Annotated in this window: 21 protein-coding genes and 1 rRNA gene; all 22 read left to right on the top strand. The window is 50.8% G+C overall.

The genetic code is table 11. The features are described 5' to 3' along the window. Nucleotides 1–151 precede the first annotated feature (151 nt). Entirely contained in the window at nucleotides 152–505 is a 354-nt protein-coding gene (gene spoIIAA, locus H1S01_RS10120; RefSeq protein WP_188040211.1) for an anti-sigma F factor antagonist, read from the top strand. Continuing rightward, nucleotides 502–942, top strand: coding sequence for an anti-sigma F factor (gene spoIIAB, locus H1S01_RS10115; protein WP_188040209.1), 441 nt, complete (start codon nucleotides 502–504; stop codon nucleotides 940–942). Before spoIIAA ends, spoIIAB begins: the two co-directional genes overlap by 4 nt. A gap of 10 nt (nucleotides 943–952) precedes the next feature. Next, the gene (sigF, locus tag H1S01_RS10110) at nucleotides 953–1,762 is read left to right on the top strand and encodes an RNA polymerase sporulation sigma factor SigF (protein ID WP_188040207.1); all 810 of its coding nucleotides are present in this window, start codon (nucleotides 953–955) and stop codon (nucleotides 1,760–1,762) included. Between the two features lie 472 nt (nucleotides 1,763–2,234). Then, complete coding sequence (gene spoVAEA / locus H1S01_RS10105) at nucleotides 2,235–2,813, top strand: stage V sporulation protein SpoVABEA (RefSeq protein ID WP_188040205.1); 579 nt, start codon at nucleotides 2,235–2,237, stop codon at nucleotides 2,811–2,813. A 10-nt stretch (nucleotides 2,814–2,823) separates the two neighbouring features. Continuing rightward, complete coding sequence (locus H1S01_RS10100) at nucleotides 2,824–4,620, top strand: spore germination protein (RefSeq protein WP_188040203.1); 1,797 nt, start codon at nucleotides 2,824–2,826, stop codon at nucleotides 4,618–4,620. Further along, entirely contained in the window at nucleotides 4,617–5,711 is a 1,095-nt protein-coding gene (locus H1S01_RS10095) for an acyl-CoA dehydratase activase-related protein (RefSeq protein ID WP_341479077.1), read from the top strand. Before H1S01_RS10100 ends, H1S01_RS10095 begins: the two co-directional genes overlap by 4 nt. Nucleotides 5,712–5,760: 49 nt before the next feature. Further along, nucleotides 5,761–6,864 (top strand): CoA protein activase, encoded by a 1,104-nt coding sequence (locus H1S01_RS10090; protein ID WP_188040201.1) that lies wholly within the window; start codon nucleotides 5,761–5,763, stop codon nucleotides 6,862–6,864. Between the two features lie 84 nt (nucleotides 6,865–6,948). Then, a complete protein-coding gene (locus tag H1S01_RS10085; protein WP_188040199.1) occupies nucleotides 6,949–7,968 on the top strand; it encodes an acyl-CoA dehydratase activase in 1,020 nt (339 codons plus the stop codon). Nucleotides 7,969–8,123: 155 nt separating this feature from the next. Then, nucleotides 8,124–9,143 carry a CotS family spore coat protein gene (locus tag H1S01_RS10080; RefSeq protein ID WP_188040197.1) on the top strand — a complete coding sequence of 340 codons (1,020 nt, stop codon included), beginning with the start codon at nucleotides 8,124–8,126 and terminating at the stop codon, nucleotides 9,141–9,143. Between the two features lie 43 nt (nucleotides 9,144–9,186). Beyond that, nucleotides 9,187–10,806, top strand: coding sequence for a phosphotransferase (locus H1S01_RS10075; RefSeq protein ID WP_243237206.1), 1,620 nt, complete (start codon nucleotides 9,187–9,189; stop codon nucleotides 10,804–10,806). Between the two features lie 136 nt (nucleotides 10,807–10,942). Next, nucleotides 10,943–11,347: a winged helix-turn-helix domain-containing protein gene (locus H1S01_RS10070; RefSeq protein WP_188040194.1), complete on the top strand. Its 405-nt coding sequence runs from the start codon at nucleotides 10,943–10,945 to the stop codon at nucleotides 11,345–11,347. Nucleotides 11,348–11,444: 97 nt separating this feature from the next. Further along, entirely contained in the window at nucleotides 11,445–12,143 is a 699-nt protein-coding gene (locus H1S01_RS10065; protein ID WP_188040413.1) for an ABC transporter permease, read from the top strand. Beyond that, nucleotides 12,143–12,997, top strand: coding sequence for an ABC transporter ATP-binding protein (locus tag H1S01_RS10060; RefSeq protein ID WP_188040193.1), 855 nt, complete (start codon nucleotides 12,143–12,145; stop codon nucleotides 12,995–12,997). The genes H1S01_RS10065 and H1S01_RS10060 overlap by 1 nt, the downstream gene beginning before the upstream one ends. 149 nt (nucleotides 12,998–13,146) lie before the next feature. Next, complete coding sequence (locus tag H1S01_RS10055; protein ID WP_188040412.1) at nucleotides 13,147–14,004, top strand: ABC transporter substrate-binding protein; 858 nt, start codon at nucleotides 13,147–13,149, stop codon at nucleotides 14,002–14,004. A gap of 213 nt (nucleotides 14,005–14,217) precedes the next feature. Beyond that, nucleotides 14,218–15,228, top strand: a complete 1,011-nt coding sequence (locus H1S01_RS10050; protein ID WP_188040192.1) for a CotS family spore coat protein — start codon at nucleotides 14,218–14,220, stop codon at nucleotides 15,226–15,228. Between the two features lie 138 nt (nucleotides 15,229–15,366). Continuing rightward, the gene (locus tag H1S01_RS22320) at nucleotides 15,367–16,482 is read left to right on the top strand and encodes a glycosyltransferase (RefSeq protein WP_188040191.1); all 1,116 of its coding nucleotides are present in this window, start codon (nucleotides 15,367–15,369) and stop codon (nucleotides 16,480–16,482) included. A gap of 49 nt (nucleotides 16,483–16,531) precedes the next feature. Next, the gene (locus H1S01_RS10040; RefSeq protein ID WP_188040190.1) at nucleotides 16,532–20,011 is read left to right on the top strand and encodes a LysM peptidoglycan-binding domain-containing protein; all 3,480 of its coding nucleotides are present in this window, start codon (nucleotides 16,532–16,534) and stop codon (nucleotides 20,009–20,011) included. 21 nt (nucleotides 20,012–20,032) lie between these two features. Then, nucleotides 20,033–21,037 carry a MerR family transcriptional regulator gene (locus H1S01_RS10035; protein ID WP_188040189.1) on the top strand — a complete coding sequence of 335 codons (1,005 nt, stop codon included), beginning with the start codon at nucleotides 20,033–20,035 and terminating at the stop codon, nucleotides 21,035–21,037. Between the two features lie 61 nt (nucleotides 21,038–21,098). After that, nucleotides 21,099–21,878 carry a threonine/serine exporter family protein gene (locus H1S01_RS10030; RefSeq protein WP_188040188.1) on the top strand — a complete coding sequence of 260 codons (780 nt, stop codon included), beginning with the start codon at nucleotides 21,099–21,101 and terminating at the stop codon, nucleotides 21,876–21,878. 2 nt (nucleotides 21,879–21,880) lie between these two features. Continuing rightward, nucleotides 21,881–22,333 (top strand): threonine/serine exporter family protein, encoded by a 453-nt coding sequence (locus H1S01_RS10025; protein ID WP_188040187.1) that lies wholly within the window; start codon nucleotides 21,881–21,883, stop codon nucleotides 22,331–22,333. Between the two features lie 164 nt (nucleotides 22,334–22,497). After that, entirely contained in the window at nucleotides 22,498–23,991 is a 1,494-nt protein-coding gene (locus H1S01_RS10020; RefSeq protein ID WP_188040184.1) for an acetyl-CoA hydrolase/transferase family protein, read from the top strand. Between the two features lie 516 nt (nucleotides 23,992–24,507). Further along, nucleotides 24,508–24,849: ribosomal RNA gene (locus tag H1S01_RS10015) — 16S ribosomal RNA — on the top strand; the annotation flags it as partial.

The raw sequence follows: 24,849 nt of genomic DNA, 5'->3' as shown, positions 1-24,849 counted from the left end.
TCAACTGTAAAATATCGTCATTGCAGGTACGGCCTATGCCGTACCTATAATTTTATTCCTCATACCACCTAGAGGAAGGAATTCCCAAATCGTCGTCGAAGGGAATGATATATAAGGTAATCTTTGGGCATAAAAAGGACGGTGACCCTAGGTGGATTTAGATGCCAGTTTGTCCGGTGAGACTTTGGTCGTTCGCCTCTATGGTGAACTGGACCTGAGGGTAAGCGATAACTTGCGGCCTCGCCTGGATAAAGAGTTGGACAGGCAGCGAGTAAAACACCTCCTATTCAATTTGCGGGGAGTCGACTTTATCGATAGTTCCGGCATCGGCTTTATCTTGGGAAGGTACAAAAAGGTAAAGGCGCAAGGCGGAACGGTGGCCTTAGCCGGACCGAATCGATCTGTTCATCGCATTTTGGATTTGTCCGGTATGTACAAAGTGATGAGCGGCTTTGCCAATGAGTCGGAGGCCTTAAAGGCTTTGGAAGGAGGGAAGCAGGGTTGAAACATAAAAATACGGTCAAGCTGGAGTTTCCCAGTATCCCCGATAATGTGGCTCTCGCCCGGGTTGTCGTCGGCACGATGTTGGCGAACATGGACTTTACCCTCACCGATGTGGACGATGTAAAAGTCGCAGTATCGGAAGCAGTCTCCAATGCGGTCCTCCACGGCTATCAAAATCGATCCAATGGCTTGGTTTATCTGACGATCACAGCAGAACCGCAAGGACTGGAGATCATCGTCGAGGACTACGGTCGAGGAATTCAAGATGTGGAGAAGGCCATGGAACCGGCTTTTTCGACACTTCCGGAACGAATGGGCATGGGTTTTGTCTTTATGAAGTCATTTATGGATAAACTGGAAGTAGACTCTCAAGTGGGCCGCGGAACGCGGGTGCGGATGTTTAAAGCATCCCTACAAGCGATGCGTGCCGTCCAGTAAGGGGACCACCATGAATCAACGGCTTTCAGAGATGAACCTTCCTCGATTTCCTCTGTTAGGTGAGGCGGAGACGACTTGCCTGCTTAAACTTGCCCAGAATGGAGACAGCGAAGCACGGGAGCGCTTAATCCAGTGTAACCTACGCCTCGTCTTTAACCTGGTCCAGCGTTTCCAACATCGAGGTTATGAATTGGAAGATCTCTTTCAAATCGGCACGATCGGTCTCATCAAGGCCATCGACAAGTTTGATTTATCCTATAACGTACGCTTCAGCACCTATGCCGTACCGATGATCATCGGTGAAATCCGGCGCTTTCTGCGGGATGACAGCCCGATCAAGGTCAGCCGATCCTACAAGGAAGTGGCCCAGCGGGTTCATCGGATCCGCCAAGAGTTGAACGGCACACTAGGGCGGGAACCTACAGTGCCCGAAATCGCCTTGGCCATGAATATCCCTGTGGAAGACGTGATCGAGGCGTTAGAAGCGGTGCAGGCTCCCACTTCGATCCACGAAACATTGTATCAAGATGACGGCGATCCCATTTTTCTTCTCGACCAACTCGCTTCTAATAATGCCGAAGAGACCAACTGGTTCGATCATTTGGCCCTTAAAGATGTCCTCTCTCGCTTATCACCGCGGGAGCGGGAGATCTTGCAGATGCGTTTCTTTGAAGACAAGACCCAGACTGAAGTGGCAAACCTCATCGGTTTATCCCAAGTCCAGATCTCACGGATTGAGCGTGCCGCCTTAAAGAAGATTCGCGACATGTTAGACTATCCCGATGATGTGGCTCCCCCGGGCGACGGTAGCGGAGGATAAAAAACATAAAGGGAGAATAGCTGCAACCTAAATAGGTTAGCTTAAAGATAGCGGAAACGTAGCAGTTCGAATTCGACTTCCCCGGCATACTCCCGAAATGGTGATGCATATGATTCGCCCCAAAAAACGCACATGGGTCCTGGGAATCATAATGTTCCTTGTGCTTTTCGGTCTAGGGATATGGTGGTTATGGCAGAGAAATAAGCCTCCCAAGGAGTCTTTATTGGTAAAAACGGCTCAAACGGTTCGATATGCACACACTTATCCTTTATTCCCCATTAAAACAAAGCCTTCTTAGCGATGGTTAGCTAAAAAATGAGCGAATCACTCGATGGAAAATAAGCAGAGACTGCCCAAGTTCGAAAAGACGAGGGTGGTCTTTCTTTTTGGTATAAAAGCCTAGTAAATCATTCAATAATACAAGAAGGAGCGGGCGGTCTCGGCAGCAGTCTGTAATGATAAGGAGCGAAGGATGGGAAAAACCAAGAAACGACGGGTCATCGTGATCACCGATGGCGACCGTGTAGCCAAGAAAGCCATCGAGATTGCCACCCGGAACATTGGCGGTCGGTGCATTTCCCTCTCAGCAGGCAATCCCACACCGTTAAGCGGAAAAATAATTGCCAAAAAAATCTTATCCACACCTCATGATCCTGTGGTAGTGATGGTTGATGACCGTGGTGTCGTCGGTATGGGTGCAGGAGAACAAGCTTTACAGGAACTGGCAGAGGATCCTCGGATTCAGGTGATCGGTGCCGTTGCTGTCGCCTCCAACACGATCGGTGCAGAAGGCGTCGAAGTTCATGCCTCCATCGACCGTCATGGTCGAGTTTGGCCTGGACCCGTCGACAAAAACGGCTATCCAGAACCGGAAGGTCACCGCTATCTCGAAGGAGACACTGTGGAGACTTTAAGCAATCTATCCGTTCCGGTCATCGTCGGCACGGGTGATATCGGAAAAATGCAAGGCGCCGACCATGTGCGTTTTGGTGCGCCGATAACGACAAAAGCCCTCCGGGAAATCCTGCGCAGGGCGGAATCCATGGAATAGGAGTTACAGCATGGATGAGAGAGACAGAGCCCAAGGAGCCGGCGCTTCCCACAAAGTAAAAGAACCGGAGTTTTCTGAAGCCAAGATTAGCGATGACTTACAGACGAATCTGATGCAAATCGATTCGGAACTGGGTGTAAATGTGGGCTTTGATGTAGGCTGTCGAAAGATGGATCTTGCCGGCCGGAAGGCGGCTTTATACTACGTCAATGGTTTTACAAAAGATCTCGATATGCTCCAGATCATGCGCAGTCTGGATGATTTCGAAAAAGACGCTAAAGAAAAAGAGCAATTCATTATTGACCGTCTCGTAGACCGTTACCTTTTTTATTTACAGGTGACGAAAGAGTCTAAGGTTCGCCAAATTTACTATCACATCCTATCTGGGCGGATCGCTATTCTTTTTGACGGCGAAAAAGAAGCAGTAATTGTCGAAGCCCGCCAAATGCCAGCCAGACAGCCTGAGGAACCAGATATTGAGCGGGTCGTCCGAGGCAGTCGTGATGGCTTTACAGAGACTATCGTTACGAATACAGCTTTGATACGCCGCCGGATCCGAGATCCCCGACTCCGTTTTAAATTGACTCAAGTGGGCCGTCGTTCGCAGACAGACGTTTGTATCGCTTATATTGAGGATATTGCTGACCCCCATCTGATTGATGAGATCATGGAACGCGTCAACAGCATTGATATTGACGGACTACCAATGGCTGAAAAAACACTGGAAGAGTTCATCACAGGAAACGATTGGAACCCCTATCCCCGTGTGCGTTATACGGAAAGACCGGACGTGGCAGCCCAACACCTTCTCGAAGGGCACGTGCTCGTCATGTGTGATACGTCGCCATCCGTCATGATCGCGCCGGTAACGGTTTTTCATCACCTCGAACATGCTGAGGAGTACCGTCAAAATCCCCCGGTTGGGATCTATTTGCGGATCGTTCGTTACGCGGCGATTTTCGCGTCTCTATTCGTGTTACCCCTATGGGTTCTCGTCACCTTAAATCCGACATTGTTACCGCCGGGGCTGGCCTTCATCGGGCCTAAGAAAATGGGAAATGTTCCGATTCTCGCCCAAGTGCTTATCGCTGAATTCGGCTTAGATATGCTGCGGATGGCAGCGATCCACACACCGACGCCGCTCGCCACAGCTCTCGGTCTAATTGCGGCTTTCATGATCGGTGAGGTCGCCATCAATGTAGGACTTTTCAACCCCGAAATCATCTTGTATTTGGCTGTGGCAGCTGTAGGATCCTTCGCCACCCCCTCTTATGAGTTAGGGCAGGCCAATCGACTCGTTCGTCTATTTCTCATTCTGATGACGGCTGCCTTTAGCTGGATTGGATTGCTGATCGGTATCTTGGCTTTTCTGGTCCTGGTCATCCGGACAAGGTCTTTTGGTAAACCTTACTTCTGGCCCTTAGCACCGATCAACGCCAAGATGATCCCTGTGGCACTGTTACGTGCACCTGTACCGGCAAAGCGTCTTCGTCCGCAGATTCTTGATCCCATTGACTATGATCGTCTGCCCGATGCTTACGCGGGCGCCGCTGGCGGTACAGCGCAAGGCACCCCTCAGACCCGAAAAAACCAACAGGGCAAAGGCCAAAAACCGAGTAAGACGGAACGGGAAAAAGTCAATAAGGTAAAAAAAAATGATTCTAAAGTCATCCCGATGATAGGAGCCTCGAAAAAAGAGGCTCCAAATCAGGATAATGAACAAAGCTTAGGCTCTCCTCGTTGGCGCCACCATAGACGAGGGCTCTGGACTTGGTTCAAGACAAAAATGGGAGGCAAAAAACGGTGAAAATCACCTCGGTTCTCACCTTAAGTCCGACCAAAGTGGAAGCGGAGCGCCCACCGATTATCGGAATCCCTCGTGCCCTGGGTTACTACGAATACTTGCCACTATGGCGAGCTTTTTTTGAAGGCCTTGGATGCAGCGTTGTTTTATCAGCAGTAACGAACAAAGTTATCTTGGATCAAGGAGTGAAGGCCTCTGTCGACGAGGCCTGCTTACCTGTAAAACTGTACTACGGTCACGTGAAGGCTCTTTCCGGGAAAGCAGACTATGTCTTCGTGCCCCGCATGATCAGCGTCCAATCGAAGACCTACTTATGCCCGAAATTTCTCGGCATTCCCGATATGCTGCGAGGTGCCGCTGCCTTTGACTCAACCTACCCCCAGATGCTGGTGGCGAACGTGAACAGTCGGCTTTCGGGCGGCGGCTGGGATAAGGCTTTAACGGAAGCGGCTGAAGAACTTGGTTTTTCCCGCTTGCGGATTCGAGAGGCCCAGAAAATTGCCTGGAAAGCCCAAAAGGATTTTGAGCATCGTTTGATACAGGGGGAATACCCGCCATCAGCCCTAGCGATCTGGGAAAAAAGTGGACGGGCTCTTGAACCGGGGGGGGTTCTGCCGAGGAGCACCAAGCGACGGGAATCAATTCCTTCTGGAGGCCCCCACATCGCTGTTATGGGCCATTCGTATCAGTTATTCGATTCCTTTACCAGCATGAATCTACTAGGCCGGTTGAAGGCAAAAGGTGTTCGGGTGATTACCCCGCTGGCGATGGATGATGAAAAGTGCCGCCAGGCGACCCGCATTCTCCCCAAACGGCTCTTTTGGTCCTTCGGTCAGAAATTGCTTGGAAGTTCCCTTCATCTCATGAACGAACCGATCGACGGCCTCATCTACGTGGCCGCCTTCGGTTGCGGTCCAGACAGCATGATCGGAGAGATGGTGGAACGTCATGCTCGCCGTCTTGGTCAAGTCCCCTATCTACTGCTGACCATCGATGAACACACCGGTGAAGCCGGCGTGGTAACCAGAATCGAAGCTTTCCTAGACTTGATTATGCGGCAGAAGGAAGGACATTTGCTGTCGGCCAAAGCGTAATTGGGAAAGAAATATCCGGAATAAAAGAAATAACTGTTGAGGCGACCATATGAAAGTCACCTTCCCCCACATGGGCAATATGTCCATCGTCATTAAAGCCCTATTAAAAGAGCTGAATATCGAATTCATCCCGCCGCCGCCCATCACAAAGCGAACGCTCTCTTTGGGGGTACAGCATGCCCCCGAGTCGGCCTGTTTGCCCTTAAAGATTAATATCGGCAATTTTTTAGAAGCTGCCGAGAAGGGAGCCGACACGGTGCTCATGGCCGGTGGGATCGGACCTTGCCGCTTTGGCTATTACAATCAGGTCCAGCGGGAAATTCTCAACGACCTCGGGGTCAACTTGAATATGATCGTTCTGGAGCCGCCCGATAACCATATCGGTGAACTCCTTAAACGTCTCCGCACCCTCACCGGGTCGAACTCCTGGTGGCGAGTGGTAAAAGCCATTCGTTTCGCCTTTGCCAAGTGCGAAGCCCTCGATGACCTGGAGCGAGCGGCTTCGCGCATACGTTGCCGGGAGCTGCAGCGGGGTGATGTGGACCGGGTCTACGCCCAGGGATGTCAAGCGATCGACCAAGCTACCACTCCCAAGGAAATCGTGCAGTGCCGCGATGAGTATTTGACAAAAATGCGTTCGCTGCCTCTGGATCATCTAAAACGTCCGATTCGTATCGGCATCGTCGGCGAGATCTATACACTGCTTGAACCGAGCTCTAACGGCTTTATGGAGAAGAACTTGGGCCGCCTCGGTGCCGAAGTGAGCCGGTCTATCTATCTGAGTGAATGGGTAAACGAACATCTGCTTAAAGGGCTGTTGCCGGTCAAGGGGCACAAGCTTACCCGTAAGAGAGCTCAGCCTTACTTGAACTGTATGGTGGGCGGCCATGGTCAGGAATCGATCGGTGCGACTATCGAATATGCCCAGCAAGGCTATGATGGTGTCATCCAGGTAGGTCCGTTGACCTGTATGCCTGAGATTGTCGCTCAGTCTATCATGCCGAACGTAGAAAAAGATTTTCACATCCCTGTTTTAACCATCTACGTAGACGAACAGACTGGCGAAGCGGGACTGATGACTCGCCTCGAAGCTTTTGTAGACATGCTTGAACGGCGTAAACGGATTCAGGTCGAATCGGGGTTGCAGGGATAGCTTCTGGATCTACAAACACTGTTTACGCTTAGCAATCTACATCTTCTTTGTTAGTTTGAGATTTCGTATGAAGGAGAACGTTCCATGGTAAAAGACCTCTTATACCTCGGGGTAGACGTAGGTTCCGTTTCGACCAACCTGGTCTTAATCGACAAATGGGGCGATGTCAAAGAGGCCCTTTACCTGCGGACACAGGGACGTCCACTAGAGACGATTCAGCGCGGCTTAGCCAACCTGGCAGAGCGCTATGAAGACCACCAGATCGGCGGTGTCGGTACAACTGGCTCTGCTCGTACCCTTGCCTCGGTCGTCCTCGGAGCTGATGTAGTAAAAAATGAGATTACAGCCCATGCCGTCGCCGCAAGCCGTCTCGTTCCAGGGGTGCGGACGATCTTGGAGATCGGCGGACAGGACTCAAAACTCATACTATTAAAAGACGGTGTCGTATCGGACTTCTCCATGAACACGGTCTGTGCAGCCGGGACGGGATCTTTCTTAGACCAACAAGCTGCAAGGCTGCAAATATCGATTGAAGAATTTGGTGAACTCGCTGTCAAGTCGAACCATGCCGTACGCATCGCCGGACGATGCTCCGTCTTTGCCGAATCAGATATGATTCATAAGCAGCAGATGGGCCACTCTCTCTCGGATATCGTCGCCGGTCTCTGTGAGGCGCTGGTGCGAAACTTCTTAAATAACTTGGGGAAAGGCAAAAAATTAGAGGCTCCGATGGTGTTCCAAGGCGGTGTTGCGGCCAATGTTGGCATGCGCCAGGCCTTCGAAAAAGCATTAGGCCATGAAATATTCATCCCAGAGCACCACAAGGTGATGGGCGCAGTCGGCTCGGCACTACTGGCTCAGGAAACGGTCAACCATGCCGGCGGATTCACCCAGTTTAAAGGATTCTCTATGGCTGAAGAGCAGATCGTCGCTAACTCTTGGGAATGCGGCGACTGCCCAAACCTGTGCGAAGTTATCGAAATACAGGAAGCCGGTCAACTGTTGGCCCGTTGGGGAGACCGCTGTGGTAAATGGGAAAATGCCCTTGCAGTGGCTCGAAGTGAAACAGTGCCGGAGGCACAGGTACAGACGGCAGGACAGTGAACCTAGAAAACGAACCTTTTTCATTAAGCTAGACAAAAGGCACAAAAACCGCTCATGCACCCTTAGAGTGCCGGGCGGTTTTTTGTCACCCTTTCAAGGGTTTCACATAATATACAGCATCCCTGCTCCGGCAGTCCGGAAAGGAGAGAGATGCGATGGAAAAGGAACAGGAAAGCCGTACACTTTCCCAATGGGAGCTAGATGTGCTCCAGGAATACCCCTACCAAATCGTAGGGGCGGAGCAGCGGGGAAACACGTGGCGATTGGACACAGATCGCGGTGTCAAGGCGTTGTACCGGTATGAGGCAAAAGCAGGACAGGTGTCACAGACGCATGCCCTGTTAGAGCACCTGGCAGCCCGGGGATTTCGGCGTACCAACAGGTTCATCCGTACCCGTGATGGCTGGCCCTATGTGTATCGAGGGACATACACGTACGTCCTAACCGATTGGGTAACAGGCAGGCCCGCTGACTTCCGCCAAGAATCGGATTTACAACGGGCGACTCAGAGTTTAGCGGAAGTTCACCGTTTAGGGGCGGGAAGCCCAATCAACAGCGGTCCATCGTCTTCCCAAGAAAACGAGTGGAATCGGAAGCTGGCCGAGCGCAAAGAATCGTTACAGTGGTATCGCCGTTTAGCTAAAGCCAAAAAGCACTCCAACGAATTTGAGGCACTCTTTTTAGAACGGGCCGACGAATACGAGAGGAAAGCTGCTCAGGCGCTCCAGCAATTGTCCGATGGAGGTATTGAACGAATCGCCGGTGAGGTGCGATCAACGGGCATTGTCTGCCACCGGAACTGGCGGGAAGAAAACTTGCGTTTTAACGGTGAACACCGGTTGGACGTTATCGGTTGGGACGCTTGTGGGTCCGATCTACCTGTAGTGGAGTTAAGTCAACTTATCCGACGAGCGATGGCAACCCGGAAATCCTGGGAGGTCGATCTAGGTCGGGAAATACTGAACGGATATGAAGAGATTTCTCCTCTCGGTGGAAAAGAGAAAAAGATTCTCCTCGGACTGCTCGCCTTTCCCCAGCATTTTTGGGGTACTGTCGCCGACTATTTTCGTGGCCGTCGAGACGTAGAGGAGATGACGGTCCGGCTCCGCGAAGGCATCAGTGAAGAAGAGCAACGGGAGACCTTCCTAGAAGAATTTCGACGATTCGTACCGTAAGGATCAACGAAGTAAATAGGAGTGGAGGTGATAGACTGTGTTGATGCAAAGCCGTTATGTCGGCGTCGATCCACGATTCCGGCAGCCCCGGAAAAAAAACCGCTCACGACCAATAGAGAGACAGGAGCGAAGAAAGCGCCCGGAACGGCGTGATATAATCGAGCGGTCCCGTCAGGTAGAACCGGGCATTCCCAATGTCGATGAGGCGGCTTTTGAACGATTGCTAAAAGAACCGGTTCTCGATCGAACCATCCCGGGCTGTGAACCCTTATCACTTGAACTTGAAACCACGGCCAACGCAGAGGGAACTTTGGCGGAAGCAAACCATGAAAACCAATACGAGATAAACCAACAGGATGAAACGGAAGGGTTCAAAGGCGCTGAAACCGATCACATTGAGGGATGCTCGCCCCTAACGGAAACGATAGAGGTCGAGAATCCCCTGATGGCTGAAGAAATACCGCTAGTTTCCTCGCCTTTACCAGAAACACCACCATTAGAAGATTTGGTCATCCCCTTATTTCCGGAGCCGCTTGAAGATGTAGAGACAGATCGTTCGGCGAACCAACGCGTAGCTAACTTTAAGGCGCCGGTGACGGTGATGGAAGATCTGGAACGGCTTTCCGATCGAGAAGCGATCGAGCAGGTGCTTCTGGAACATGATATGAAGATGCAGAACGTCCTGCGCCAAGGGGAACGACGGCTCATCGAGACCGATCTAGGATCCTTTGTTGTGGAAACGGTCCACGGTCCTCATGCTTTTCGCCAGGTCCAAAATGTCATCCACGCGTTGCGGCATCTTCAGGAAAACGGTTTTTCCCATTGCCCAAATCCGCTCTTTTCCAAGTACGGTGAAACGGTCATTCCCTGGGGGGATCAAGCGTATTACATCTACCCCAAGATTCTCGGCCGTGCGGTGAAGTTGGAAAGTACCCGTGATTTCCGGGAAGCTGGACGTACATTAGGCTTGCTTCATCGCAGTGGACGGGGATTTCAATGCCTTTACCCCAGCTTAAGAGAAGAAGAGTCCATCTTACTGCGGTATCGGCAGGGAAAAGAAGCAGCGGAAAAATGGCTAGAAAAAGTTCGAAGTCAGCGTTTCTTCTCTGATGCCGATCGTCTGCTTATGGATGATACGCCTAAACTAACCGAGCGGGCAGAAAAAGCCTTTGCCTGGATGGAAGAGGCCTATCAGGCAAGACGTAAGCAGGTTGATGAGGAGGGTGCTTTTTGTCATGGTCGGTACGGGACGGAGGCACTCCTTAAAAACCATCAGGGCTACTGGGTCGAACAATTCAACGATTGTCGCAGTGATGTCCCCGTACTGGATTTAGCGGAATTGGTCGCTTCAGTGTCCCGCAGGTCTCGCGATGGTTGGAAAGACGCCGTGAATATCATCGAAGGCTATGAATGGGTCGAGAAGTTGAGACAGTCCGATTGGATGATTCTTCTAGGCCATTTGCTGTTCCCCGTTGGCCTATGGGAATACATGGAGCAGAGACAACAGGCACCATCGAAGACGATCGAGATCATCCCCGATCGCAAACTACAGGATCAGGGGTATCGCCGGGCTCGCCGAGCCCTGGAGATGTGCAACCGGACCTATGTTGCCGCCTATCGCCTGGCGGCACAAAGCGAAATCGAACTTCCGTGCAGAGGATGAGAAGACTTATTTGATAAAGACCGAGTGCGATTTATAGAAAACGCCGCCTTAGCTGGGCTGTCTCTGGGCAGGAAATTTCTTTACCGAGACAGAATAAAGAGGTACGAAATTTCCCGAACGATGGGAGTCGACGGTCATGGACGAAAGGGACCTGAAGACAACAGCGCCAGTTCAGGTAAAGGCGAAACTGTGGATTGAAGTCGACGGCAATGTTCTGTTCAGTCAAGGGCGGATGCGTCTTTTGGAAGCGATTGATGAAACCGGTTCCATCAGTCAGGCGGCGACCAAGATGGGTATGTCCTACCGGGCTGCCTGGGGAAAAGTGACGACTACTGAGCAACGGCTGGGCCTGAACTTGGTGGAACGTTTCCCAGGTCATAAAGAACAGGGAGCGGCGTTGACCGAAAAAGGACGCCAACTTCTACAGCGCTTCCAGGCCTTTAACGACGAAGTATTGCAGTCCATCGACGAATTGTTTGCAAAGCATGTGCAGGGACTGGTCGGGGAGATTCCCTTGATAACGATGGAGGACGAAGATTAAATCGTCCTCCATTTCACATGTTGAGAGAGGATTTTTTTCAGAGCTCGACGAATATTCAGATATGCTCCGACAAGCAGAGGTGGAAGGCAGTGAGTTTGTGGAGTTAATTCTCTCCGGCATCTGGCAAGCGCTTCATTTATTATTACAGGGGGATCCAGAAGTCTGGGCTGTCACTTGGCTCACCTTAAAAGTATCGGGGATCGCCACACTGATCAGTGTCCTTATGGGAGTTCCTCTTGGAATCTTTTTGGCTCTGTCCCGGTTCCCCGGAAAATCCCTCTTAGTCAGCCTAGTCAACACCGGTATGGGTCTGCCGCCGGTGGTCGTAGGGCTTTTCGTAACGATCCTTCTTTGGCGAAGCGGTCCATTGGGGATCTTCGGCCTTCTATACACACCAGCGGCGATGATCTTGGCCCAAGCCGTCATCGCATCGCCGATCATCACTGCTTTGACTTTTGCGGCCGTCGAGCAATTGGATCCCAACTTGCGCTACCAACTATTATCCCTGGGAGCCACTCGACTCCAAGTTGTCTGGCGGCTCGTCTTAGAAGCACGTCTGTCTATCTTGGCAGCGGTAATCGCTGGATTCGGCGGTGTCATCTCCGAAGTCGGAGCCTCGATGATGGTTGGCGGAAACGTAAAAGGGCAGACCCGGGTGTTAACAACGGCGACGGTGATGGAAGTGTCCAAGGGAAACCTTGATGTGGCCATCGCTTTAAGCATCATTTTGCTGACCCTCGCCTATGGGGTGACCTTGATCCTTACATTGATCCAGCAAGGGAGACGAACGGGATAATGGATTCGATCTGCGCTTCCTTGGAAAACGTCGAATTGATCAAAAACCGCCGTCAGATTCTCCAGATCGATACACTAGAGTTTCCCAGTGGAAAAATCACTGCCCTAGTCGGTCCCAACGGGGCCGGCAAGAGTACCCTTCTGAGGGTTCTCCATGGACTCGAACAGCCGGACGGCGGGACCGTTTTCTTTCGTGGACAAGCTGTGAGCGGAAGGGACCTAATGGCCATCCGCCGGCGAATGGCGATGGTCTTTCAGAGCCCCTGCCTCTTTCAAACGACCGTCTATGAGAATATTGCTGCCGGCTTGCGGTTTCGCAAGTTCCCGAAGAGAGAGATGGATCCTATCGTCCGCCACTGGGCTCAGCGCTTTGGTGTAGATCACCTGCTTGAACGACAAGCCCGCCAACTCTCCGGCGGCGAGGGACAGCGGGTCGCTTTAGCCCGGGCATTGGCCTGTAAGCCGGAACTTTTAATGCTGGACGAACCGTTCGCCTCCCTCGATCCCCCTACACGGGACGCCTTATGCCGAGACTTGCGAAAAGTCATCAAAGCGGAAGGGATCACAGCGGTGATCGTTACGCACATGATGGAAGAAGTTTTTTTACTAGCCGACCGAGCAGTGATGCTTTCGCAAGGTCGAGTTCTGCAAGCGGGAGCGCCGGAGGAACTCTTGGACAACCCCGCCAACGATGAGGTAGCCCAGTTTTTCGGAGGAAGGCCGGTCATCGTCGGCCGCGTCCTGTCGCGAGGTGACGGGAAAGTAGAAGTGATGACCTCGAACGGGCGGTATCAACTGCCTGCCCCAGACAGCGGTGAGGGAACCTATATCCTTTGCTTGCGAGGCGAAGAATAAAGGGCTTTCGTTTACGTATACGGTAAGGGAGGAGGGAGCTAGATATAGGCTGAACCTTGAATCTGATTCTCGATGATGAAACAAAAGTTATTATTAGGGAGGTAATCGTCTTGTATCGAAAAATATCGCGACTCAAAGTTTTTGCTGCGATGCTAGTTGCCCTATCGCTCTTGCTGGCGGCCTGTGATTCCGCCCCAACAGCTCAAACTAGCGCCCAGACAACTGCTGCTGTGCCTGCTCATCCCGATATCATCTTGGCGACCACCACCAGTACAATGGACAGCGGATTGTTGGATGTGCTCATCCCTGCCTTCGAAAAGAAGAGCGGCTATAAGGTAAAGCCCGTCTCCGTCGGAACCGGACAAGCTCTTGCCATGGGGGAAAAGGGAGAAGCCGATGTCCTGCTTGTCCATGCACCTGATGCGGAACTGAAAGTCGTCGAGAAGGGAGCCGCCATCAATCGCCGTCTGGTCATGCACAACGATTTCATCGTCGTCGGTCCCCCCAAAGACCCCGCCGGGATTAAAACGGTCAAGACCAGTGTCGACGCTATGAAAAAGATTGCCGAGTTGAAGCAAGTCTTCGTATCCCGTGGCGACGATTCCGGTACCGACAAGATGGAGAAAAGCTTTTGGAAAAAAGCGAATATCCAACCAACTGGCAGTTGGTACCAAGAAACTGGTGCCGGCATGGGCCAAACCTTAAACGTAGCTTCCGAGAAAAAGGGTTACACCTTAACTGACCGGGCCACCTTCTTAGCCCAAAAGAAAAACATCAACTTAGATATCGTTTTAGAGAAAGAGCCAGCTTTATTGAACATCTACCACGTAATGGAAGTGAATCCGGAGAAGTTCCCCAAAGTAAACAAAGACGGCGCAAAAGCTTTTGCTGACTTCATCGTCTCTCCGGAAGGACAGGCGATCATCAAAGACTTTGGTGTCAGCAAATACGGGCAACCCCTCTTCGTACCGGATGCCGACAAAAACGAAAATGATCTCGGAAAGTAGTACGATTAAATAGTAGACTCTGAGGAACAAAAGCCCCTCGCACTCCTTATGGACGAGTGAGGGGTTTTTCCTTTTGTCATAGAGATTGTTCTTACGGCGTAGTATCTCAGCAAGGTAAGCATGACATCATTGTGCCTTTAACCGTAGAGGAGAAGAATCCATGGGAAAAGTAACTCAACGTATTGTATTGAAGTCAGGCTTGAGGTGGTCCCGGTGAGCGCCGCTGAAGCAGTCGGCGAACTGGATCCTCGTATTTTGCTGGCCTTCGATCTGAGACCTCGCCGCATTGAACCGATGCGTGGTGCATTTCGGGTGGAAGACAGTAGGGGCATCTGGGTGTTAAAACGGTTTCCCCATTGTGCCGAAGATCTCCAATTCATTTATAAGGTGCAGCAACATCTGGTGGCGTCGGGATATCGCCGATTTTCTCCAATCTGCTTGACACCACAGGGCGCCTTAAGTTTGGAGTTTGAACAATACCAGTGGATACTGACCGCTTGGATGGAAGGACGAGAATGTGACTATGACCGCTGGAAGGATCTCGGAGCAACAGCTGGTGCTGTTGCTGAACTGCACCGGATGAGTCGCGGCTTTTTCGCACCGGAATATGGGAACCGGAGTTTATGGGGCCGGTGGCCGGATATCTTCGATATCAAAATCAAGCAGTTGGAAGAATGCCGGTTGGCCTCCCGAAGAAAAGCGGAACAGGGGGAGTTTGACCGGCTCTTTCTCGACCATCTGGATGGGGTCTTAGAAGAAGCCAAGGAGGCTAACCGAATTCTTGAATTTTCCCCTTACCATAAGTTGATGGAACGGGAAGCTCTTGTAGGCGGTTTTTGCCATCATGACCTGGCTCACCACAATGTGATCATCAACGAAATGGGAGATCCCTGCTTTATTGATTTTGATCATTCCATACAGGACACCCGCTTGCATGATCTAGCCAGTTTGATCATCCGGGCTTTAAAACGAGATCGCTGGTCCATCGACAGAGCCTATAAGATCTTGGAGGCTTACAGTATCGTTTACCCTTTGTCAGACGATCACGTAAAGGTGATGTACTGCCTGTTGGCCTTCCCGAACGACTTCTGGCAGTATGCTTTTTCCTACTACTTTGAGAATTTGCGACAGCCTGCCGAGTACCACTCGAAGCGATTGAAGCGTTTTTGCAGCCAGCAAAAATACCGCCGCCGTTTTTTGCGAGAGTTTGGCGGTTCGCTCTAGGGCATAGGTACAAGTTTTGTCGCGTATCTTCTTAGCGATACGAAAAAAGGGTTATCGCAGGAACACTTTCATCAGGCAGTGCGTAATATATCAAGTCCCTAATGGCAAAAAGCCGGCGGGCAGTCGGGGAGGTGGATTGTGAAGATAGGAATCGACGCCCGTGCGGCGATTTGGTACCGGGGGACAGGGATAGGTACGTACACATACCAACTGTGCAGGCATCTGTACGATGTCTGTAAGCAGGAAGAATTACGTTTTTTCTGGCCGGGTGATGAGTTTCGAAACCTCCATATCACCCAAGATGATGTCTTTCGCCAAGTGGAACAAAACAAAGATCGTTTCTGGGAGGAAATACACATCCCACAGGTGATTCAAAAAGAAAACATCGATCTCTATCACGTTCCCCAAAACGGCATCGGCTTGCCCTACCCGAAAGAATGCCCCTTGGTGGCAACAATTCACGACTTGATTCCCTATATTTACCCGGAAACGGTGGGAAAGGGCTATCTCAAGATTTTTTTAGAAGAGATGCCCCGGATCCTGGAGGTGGTAGACCATGTGATCGCTCCGTCTCATTGCACAGCACGGGACTTGGAGCAGATCGCCGGGGTGCCTCGAAGCAAAATTACCGTCATTTACGAGGCGGCCGAACCGATCTATCAACCGATGGATCGGGAGCAGGCGCGCCTGTTTATGAAGGAGCGTTTCAGTGTAGATAAACCTTATATACTCTATGTGGGCGGTTTCTCTCCACGCAAGAACATACGTTTGCTGATCCATGCTTTTCATCAAGTCCGGCCCTATCTGCCGGAGGAGTACTGCCTGATCATACCGGGCAAACAGTCCAAAGAGTATAACGATTTGGAGTCTATGGTGGCTGCACTGCGACTGCAAGAACATATCCGCTTTCTGGGGTTCGTCAATGTCGATGAACTTCCATGGATCTATAACGGGGCGAGTGTCTTTGTGTATCCCTCCCTCTATGAGGGATTTGGATTGCCGCCGATCGAGGCCATGGCCTGCGGCACGCCGACGCTGGTATCTAACGTATCCTCTCTCCCTGAGGTGGCCGGCGATGGGGCGCTACTGTTCTCGCCGATTCGGACGGAGCAGTTGAGCGAACTGATCTATGCTGTTTTAACCGACCCTGAACTAGCCGCTGAACTAGGTCGGAAAGGATTGCAGCGCGCGAGATGCTTCAGTTGGCGTCGGGCGGCCCTCACGACCCGAGATGTTTTCTTGCGCTTGAGATAGATTGGACAATGCGGGCAATGCCCAAAAATGTTCACAGGGAGGGAAAAAGATGGTTAATCAGTGGGTAGAACGACGAGAAGAGGGAGACCTAGTAGGTCTGAACAGCCTCGATTTGCATATCGTCACCTTTGATCTGGGAAAAGTGGACCGCGAGCAGCAGCGTGTAGGGTCGGCAGAGGCGGAAGTACACCTGCTCGAAGTGCTGCAAGCCGATAATCATGAATTACACCTAAACGTGCAAGTACAAGTTAATGCCATTTTGGAACCAGAGCGTGCTCGGACGGCAGGCCAGGATGAGACAAACGCTGAAAGTCAGGATCAGATTGCATCTGCCTTATCCCTGTTAGATCAAGAGATTCCGCCAGGGCCCGATATACAGCATCAGGAACAACTGCTGATGATCCCGATTCCCTTCGACAGAATAGAACAAAAAGATGCGATCACTGCTCGCGAGATCGAAGCTTTATCAGTGTTACATGTTCATCCTCATTGGGTCGATGAAGAACTGAAGATCGATGTGGCTCTTGCAGCAGGGGTACCACAGGAGCTGGACTCCGATTATAGGACGAACGATTATGAGGAAAGAGACATCCGCCTTACAGGAGAGGGTTTTCCGAGTCAAGGAGAAGTGATTGCTTTTGCTTGGCGGGCCGAAAAAACGGAACTGGACGGGTTTGTAGAGCTGCGAGGGCAGACCATTGTTGATATTGGGGACGAGAGTCCATTAGACCTGCTGGAGACGGTCCATATCGTGGAATACGGTGCTGTGCTCCTAGGGGAACCCCAATGGAGGTCAGACGGGGGACAATGGGAACTGGTGGGATCGGCACAGGTTCTGCCCGTTGAGGTCGCACAAAACATAACTATGGATGAGGAATCCGCTCAAAGGGTAGTTGCGCAAGAAGCGGTTAACCAAGGGGCACCTGCTCAAGAGCCAGTTCTCGAAAAGGCGATGAACCAAGAGGCAGTGCAACAAGACTCGCCTCGGCAAGAGGAAGTTGTACAAGAAGCAATTTATCAAAGTGAAGATATACAGGTGGTTGCCGGGTCAGAGGCAGACATAGAAGAGGCAGTCGCACAAGTGGCGGCCGCCCAGGAGGGTGCTGCTCAAGAGCTAACTGTACAAGAATGCATTCAAGACGAAGCTGTTCAAGATGAAGTGTTGCAAGACAAAGTGTTACAAGACGAAGTCAGGGAGAAGCTTTCCACTCATGAGTTAAATGATCAAGAAACCGCATGTAGCGAACCTTTTCCGGCGTCGCCCTATGCAGATGCATTCTTGTCCCCACAAAGTAGTTTTGGCTCGAACCCTACTGCTTTTGATGAGGTAGCAGCAACAGGAAATGTAAACGATTTCCCCATCACAGTTCCCGTCATGACAGGTGAGGTTCCGATACTCAACCAATCTGTGGAAGAATTTGAGCCGACTTGGTCCGAATATCCCTCGCCAGTTCAACGTATCGAATCTGCCGAATATCCGGCTCCTCCAGTTTTAGGTGAAGAAGCAGAATACCCACCGGCAAAAGGATTGGAACTTCAATTTAACGAAGAGGGTGCTGCTGCCGACGAACTACAGGCCAGCTTATACGAACAAGCAGCGTCCCTTTATGAACCACCGGGGCTCTTTTATCCACAACCCGTTGTCTTAACAGACTCGGCAAGTCCTCTAGGAAATAAAATAAATGCTTATGAAGAACAGGCGACTTCCTTCGAGCAGCAGGTATCTGCTGCAGAAGAACAGTCCCCTGGATCTGAAGAACAAGCGGCTCTCTTAGAAGAACAACCGGATGTCCTGGAAGAACAGACCACATCTGCCGGCTCTGGTAAACCGGTGACAGCTTACGAAGAAGCGGTTCTTCCCGAGCTATCCATTACGACGTCTGATGGGGAGAATTATATCGGATACCCCGGTTATCCGAACCCTTTGTTTTATCCAGAAATGCGGGTGATGCCTCCTGCTCCGGAAGCTATCGATTATCCTGCTGTCTTCAAAAATTCTATCGAAGAGATTAGTACCCCATCATCGGCGGAGCCTAGAGAAAGCGATGAACATTTCTCCCTTATGCAGTATGAAAATCAAGACGACGGCTCTTCCCGAGAAATTCATGATCAAGAGATCACAGAAATTCTCGAACAATCATCCCAGGCTTGGCCCCCGGTGGAATCGCAATGGTCACCTGCAGGTCAGATGTGGCCGATTGTAGAACATCCCTGGCGACCCGTCGTTCAACTTTGGCCGCCGGAAGAGGGAGAATGGATCCGAGCAAATCAACCGTGGTCGACGACTCTGACGGAAGTTGCCGCCTCTATTCAGCCGGAAATCGCTGGTGATATTCCCGCTAGTCAATCACCTCATTATCAAGCGTCCATTGATGTTGAATCCATAGCAAGAGATTCTATAGCCGAGGAATCCGTTGCTGAGAAATCCGTTGCTGAGGGATCCACCGCTGAAGCATCCACCGTTGAAGAGTTTAAAGCTGATGAAGCTCTTATTGAAAGATCTGTTGCCGAAGAATCTAATGATACAAAACATACAGATACAGAATCTACTGATAGGGAATCTTCCGATGTAGAGTCCAGTGCAGAAATATCTAGCCACGAAGTAACTACAAATGAAGTAACCCCTGATGTGGCATGCACGAATGAAGTCCCCGTTAATGAATCTTTCCTCAATGAACTTCCCACTAAAGAGGCGTCGACAAAAGATGTCATCATGGAAGACGCAGCCGCCATAACCGTTGCAAAAGACGAAATTCGTCGTGCCCAGGAAGAAATGATTATTACCGACGATGAAGCCATACTCTCCCATGACAAACCTATTCCCGTTGATATTGCTCCGGTTTTAAATGAGATCCAAACCGCGGAAGAAGAATTGGCTGCCACAGAAGCCGCACTCGTTGAGGAATTTTTGATATATGATCATGGTGATGGGAGAAATGATATTACATCATCGGTCGTTACGAAATCCTCCTTCGGTCGAGAACGCCCCCTCATAAACATAGAAGGCCGTCGTAGTACGAAGAATGAAACTCGAACCCGACTTGAAGATTTAGTTCCCCCGACCCCATCTAAAGAAAGTTCGTTCCCCCGACGCATCCCTTCACCTCGGACGTCCCGTCTAGAGCCGATGCCGGCACCGTCACCCCGCACTGGTCGTCGTTTGGCCCAAACCGCTTCGACTCCGGCAGCGAAAACAGAGTTCATTGAATCACCTCAGATTGTTGAGACCAAACCCGCAGAAGTTCGCCGGTTTCCCCGTCCCTCTGCACCAGAGAAAAGTAGAAATCTCGATGTAGCGGGGGGCATTGGAGCTGCCAGTCCTAGAGCAAACGTTGGAGAGCAAGAAAAACAAAAGGGCAAACGACCCGAGAAAAAGTGGAAATTTATCGTGATTCAACCTGGTGACACGATCAGCAGTATCGCCCGGCGAAACCGTGTTTCGGAAGAATCTATCCGTACTTTGAACAAACTTGGCCCAAACGATCCGATTGAAGCTGGCCAGTCCATCATGGTTCCCCGAAACGCGTAAGAGGTAGGCAGATGTAAACGAATGGACAAATGGTACACCGTCGACGATATTGTCGGCCGGATGAAGGTCTCCAAGGAGCGAGTGCTTACATGGATCCTTGCCGGGATGCTGTCGGCGACTGACCTCGAAGGAAAAGGGGATTACCGCATCAGACAGCAAGACTTCGATCTATTCTTGGCACGGCAAAAAAATAGGACCTATCAAGCACTAGAGAAGGTGAGGGCCCGCGTTGAGGAAGAGACGATCGTTCTCGGTGATTTGTACGACTGGTTGCAACAGGAGAACGGTTCCCTCTCCTCTCTATATAAACAGATGGATGACTGCTTGCTGCAGGTGGTCGAACAATTCAAGAGCCAGTGGGACAGCGCTCGGCAATCCGGGGAACATATCCGCGCTCGGGCTTTTCAAGATGCCTTAACCGAAGTTTATCAACGCTGGGAAAGGCCTAAACAGATTTACCAGCAGTGGCTGATCAATCAAGAAAAGCGCTGGCAGCTTTTTATCGCTCAATTAGGTCCCCTATTGGAATCTAACGCGGGTCTGGTGACTCCCTCCGATCCTTTTTTGGCCATCCATATGTCTGAATTAAATGCCAACAACAGCACACCGGACATCCTGATGGAAACAAAGAAAAGAAACCGTGACTTTTATCAGGCCTTATATCTATGGGCAAAACGGGAAAATACTGCTCTTCGGGAGCATTACGAACGGATGGAGCGCTGCATCAGCCGGATCGTAGAGGCCTTACAGAATTCGGCCAAGAAAGCCAGCAAAAACATGGAGTTTGAACGAGGCCAATCTTTTCAAGACGCCGCCAACATCGCCTATTATCAGTGGGAACAGTCCCGTTCCGTCTACAACCAATGGCTGTTGGGCTTTCATGAGCGCTGGCAAACATGTCAATCTACGGTGAAACTAAACCTGGCCAAATTCCGCCAAGAGATGGGTCGTGCGACGGAAGATCAAGAACCACCCGATCCAAGCTATGAGCAGGAACCTTTTGATAACGGGCCGGATCTCGTATGAACGGGTATCCGGCCTTGGCATTTGATTGTCAGAAAGAGTACAATATACTCGGAGGGAGAAGATGGAACGTTATGACGTGTTGCGCCTCGCCATGACAGCCGGTGAGATCATGCTGGTCAATGGAGGGGAAACATATCGGGTTGAGGACACGATTCGACGGATCTGTCAGGCTGGCCGATTGACGGGAGAAGAAGCCTTCGTAACCCCGACGGGCATTTTTTTAACCGTTGACGACATCAAAGGCGAACCGCCTCTATCGATGGTTCGGCGAATTCCCGTTCGCACTATCGATCTGAATAAAATCGCACGGGTCAACGATTTTTCCCGGCGCTTTGCCCAAGGGCGTATGACTGTCCAAGAGGGGATGGAGGAACTCGCCGAGATCCGCAAAGAAGTAACCTATAACGAACGATGGACCTTGGCTGCGTCGGCTGTGGGCGCGGCCGCATCGACGATGCTCCTCGGCGGTGGAGTGCAGGATTTAGCATTAGGAGCCCTAGTGGGTTTCTCGACGATGGCTTTCTTGCATCGGCTGACCATGTTGCAAACAACCCACTTCCTGAAGGAGTTTGTTGGCGGAGCTTTCGCCGCAATACTGTCGCTCGTTTTAGTTAAATTCATCGGTATCTTTGGTGGACAAGTTGTCTTTTTTCAGCCGGATAAAATCATTTTAGGAACCTTATACTTGCTCGTGCCTGGTGTAACCTTGACGAATGCCATCCGAGACCTGATTTCGGGAGATCTCGTGGCCGGTGTGGTTCGAGGGATCGATGCCCTATTAGTGGCTGGTGCTCTTGCTGGTGGCAGTGGATTTGTGCTCGCCTTTTGGGGAGGGAGTTAACCATGGCCATTACAGGAGATCTGATCTATTCCTTCATCGTGACCGTTGCTTTTGGTCTACTTCAGCAAATCCCACCTAAAACACTGCTTTCGGCCGGGCTCATCGGTGTGGCCGGACGAGCCATCTTTTTAATCTGCAGTTATCACGGCCAAGCTCCGACGATGGCCTCCTTTCTCGGGGCTGTCGTCATCGCCGTACTTGCAGAAATTATGGCACGTTGGCAGAAGGTACCTGTCAGTGTCTATGTGGTCGCAAGCTTTATTCCCCTCGTTCCGGGGCTGACTACCTATGAAGCGATGGGCGACTTTCTTCGCGGTGAGTACACACAAGGAATCGCGAAATCGACACAGGCTGGATTAATCGCCATCGCGATAGCAGCCGGCTTGGCAGTTGTCTCTTCTATTGCTCGCTATCACAAGGCCGTGGCGAATCGAAAACATAAAAAAACACCTTAAGACATCGAATGAGAATCGATGTCTTTTCGCATTTATTTGACTTTTTACGTTGCAATCGAAAAGTGTTGAATTTCACAAACTCCTATGCTAGAGTTAAATCGAACTTGTGGTCTGATCATTAAACCGATGACTGTATCATTATTCTTACTGGGGGGTTTGGAGTAATGCTTTCACAACGATTGCGCAACGATTCACTTAAAGAATTAATCATGTCGGCGGAAGAGGCATCAAGATTTATTGAGGATGGAATGACCGTCGGTTTTAGCGGCTTTACACCGGCTGGGGACGTCAAGGTTGTACCTTTTGCGCTGGTTGAACGGGTAAAAAAAGAGGGACAACCCTTTAAAATTAATCTTTTTACCGGTGCCTCCATCAGTTCGAAAGTGGACAGCTTGCTTTCTGATGCGGGTATTATCAACTTACGTCTCCCTTATCAGTCAGACAAAGGCATGCGTAAACACCTCAATTCCGGTGAAGTTAACTATATTGACCAGCACTTGTCCCACACAGCGGAGTTTTTGCGCTCCGGTGCCCTTCCCGCTGTCGATGTAGCGATTGTTGAAGCCGTAGCGATTACAGAAGAGGGTTTTATTGTCCCCGGTTGCGGCGTCGGTAACGCACCGATCTTTATTCAACAGGCAGAAACAGTCATCGTCGAGCTCAACCTGGCTCAACCGCTAGGCTTAGAAGGTCTTCACGACATCTATATCCCCAATCCCCATGGATCCCGTGAGCCGATTCCCCTCACGCAACCGGGTGATCGTATCGGTACGACGGTGATTCCTGTCGAGCCCGGTAAGATTAAAGCCATTGTGGTCACTAACGAACCTGATGTGAACGCAGCCATGACACCTCCTGACGAAGAAACGGCGACGATGGCCAATCACTTGATTAACTTCCTTCGTGATGAAGTGGCTGCCGGGCGTCTCGGTCCCAGCTTAGCTCCCTTGCAATCTGGTGTCGGTTCCGTAGCTAACGCCGTTTTCTATGGCTTCCTAGATTCGGAGTTCTCCGATCTGCAAGTCTACTCGGAAGTGCTTCAAGATGCCGTATTCGATCTGCTCGATGCCGGTAAAATCAAGATGGCTTCCGGTTGTTCCCTGACTATCTCCCCGGCTAAACATGATGAAGTGCTGGAAAACCTGGACAAATACCGCGATCGACTAGTCCTGCGGCCCCAAGAACTTTCCAACAATCCGGAAATTGCTCGCCGCTTAGGTCTAATCGCCATCAATACAGCCATTGAAGTCGATATCTATGGGAACGTAAACTCCACCCATATCATGGGTACCCAGATGATGAACGGTATCGGCGGTTCCGGCGACTTTGCCCGTAACGCCCGACTGACCTTCTTCTGCACCATGTCCACAGCCAAAGGCGGCAAGATTTCTAGTATCGTACCGATGGTTTCTCACGTAGACCATACTGAACACGACGTAGACGTAATCGTCACTGAACAAGGCTTTGCCGACCTTCGCGGCCTCAGCCCCCGGGAACGGGCCAAACGGATTATCGAAAACTGTGCCCACCCGGACTACAAACCCATGCTCATGGAGTATTATGAAGAGGCTCTCCAAAAAGGCGGTCATACGCCGCACAATCTGGAAAAAGCCCTCTCCTGGCATGTTAAGTTTGTTAAAGAAGGTTCCATGAAGTAAATCGGTGACATAAGTCTTTCTGGAAACGCCTTAAATAAAGTAACTGGCCGAGTAGGGAATTAACCCTATTCGGCTTTTTATCATTTAAACAACTCATTTCAGACGTATATTTCCAGTTGAAATACACAAGGTGAGATGATATACTAAATTTCCTGTCGAAGACGGGCGTTTTATTCGGGAATAGTTCACAAACGGATAGTATTGTTTGTGGTCTGTCAATTAGGTTGGAGTCAAAAGACGGATAAGGTAAAACAAATAATTGCCTAAATATACCGGTTGATATAACGAGTAAAGCGTGATATCATAAACATCTGCTCGGTAAACGGGTAGGAGAAGCTTTGGTCCTTGAAAATCAAACAGTTGTTAAAGCAAAAGCGTGCGAAACCAAAGTCAATTTAACCCGCGCAAGCGGGAAGGATGGACAACTTCTTACGAGTGGATGACTTCTGTCACAAGAAGCCTTGACTTGATAAGAAAACTTTATCAATAAGAGCTTGACTCAAGCTTATCTACATTTTTGTGGAGAGTTTGATCCTGGCTCAGGACGAACGCTGGCGGCATGCCTAACACATGCAAGTCGAACGGAGAGCTGAAGTTTCGATGGAAGCTCTTAGTGGCGGACGGGTGAGTAACGCGTGGATAACCTGCCTGAGAGTGGGGGATAACAGCCCGAAAGGGCTGCTAATACCGCATAACGTTCCTGGAGGACATCCTCTGGGAACCAAAGGAGCAATCCGCTCTTGGATGGGTCCGCGTCCGATTAGCTCGTTGGTGAGGTAATAGCTCACCAAGGCGACGATCGGTAGCCGGCCTGAGAGGGTGAACGGCCACACTGGGACTGAGACACGGCCCAGACTC

The organism is Heliobacterium chlorum (assembly GCF_014502795.1).
Taxonomy (GTDB): domain Bacteria; phylum Bacillota; class Desulfitobacteriia; order Heliobacteriales; family Heliobacteriaceae; genus Heliobacterium; species Heliobacterium chlorum.
The sequence above is the reverse complement of the archived record's forward strand: the minus strand, read 5'-3'. Positions and strand labels throughout refer to the sequence as shown.

What these genes read in the sequence shown, in the direction of transcription:
- sigF (WP_188040207.1), top strand. Translation starts at nt 953, where the DNA reads ATGAATCAACGGCTTTCAGAGATGAACCTTCCTCGATTTCCTCTGTTA.
- spoVAEA (WP_188040205.1), top strand. Translation starts at nt 2,235, where the DNA reads ATGGGAAAAACCAAGAAACGACGGGTCATCGTGATCACCGATGGCGAC.
- H1S01_RS10100 (WP_188040203.1), top strand. Translation starts at nt 2,824, where the DNA reads ATGGATGAGAGAGACAGAGCCCAAGGAGCCGGCGCTTCCCACAAAGTA.
- H1S01_RS10090 (WP_188040201.1), top strand. Translation starts at nt 5,761, where the DNA reads ATGAAAGTCACCTTCCCCCACATGGGCAATATGTCCATCGTCATTAAA.
- H1S01_RS10085 (WP_188040199.1), top strand. Translation starts at nt 6,949, where the DNA reads ATGGTAAAAGACCTCTTATACCTCGGGGTAGACGTAGGTTCCGTTTCG.
- H1S01_RS10080 (WP_188040197.1), top strand. Translation starts at nt 8,124, where the DNA reads ATGGAAAAGGAACAGGAAAGCCGTACACTTTCCCAATGGGAGCTAGAT.
- H1S01_RS10075 (WP_243237206.1), top strand. Translation starts at nt 9,187, where the DNA reads ATGCAAAGCCGTTATGTCGGCGTCGATCCACGATTCCGGCAGCCCCGG.
- H1S01_RS10070 (WP_188040194.1), top strand. Translation starts at nt 10,943, where the DNA reads ATGGACGAAAGGGACCTGAAGACAACAGCGCCAGTTCAGGTAAAGGCG.
- H1S01_RS10060 (WP_188040193.1), top strand. Translation starts at nt 12,143, where the DNA reads ATGGATTCGATCTGCGCTTCCTTGGAAAACGTCGAATTGATCAAAAAC.
- H1S01_RS10055 (WP_188040412.1), top strand. Translation starts at nt 13,147, where the DNA reads ATGCTAGTTGCCCTATCGCTCTTGCTGGCGGCCTGTGATTCCGCCCCA.
- H1S01_RS10040 (WP_188040190.1), top strand. Translation starts at nt 16,532, where the DNA reads ATGGTTAATCAGTGGGTAGAACGACGAGAAGAGGGAGACCTAGTAGGT.
- H1S01_RS10035 (WP_188040189.1), top strand. Translation starts at nt 20,033, where the DNA reads ATGGACAAATGGTACACCGTCGACGATATTGTCGGCCGGATGAAGGTC.
- H1S01_RS10030 (WP_188040188.1), top strand. Translation starts at nt 21,099, where the DNA reads ATGGAACGTTATGACGTGTTGCGCCTCGCCATGACAGCCGGTGAGATC.
- H1S01_RS10025 (WP_188040187.1), top strand. Translation starts at nt 21,881, where the DNA reads ATGGCCATTACAGGAGATCTGATCTATTCCTTCATCGTGACCGTTGCT.
- H1S01_RS10020 (WP_188040184.1), top strand. Translation starts at nt 22,498, where the DNA reads ATGCTTTCACAACGATTGCGCAACGATTCACTTAAAGAATTAATCATG.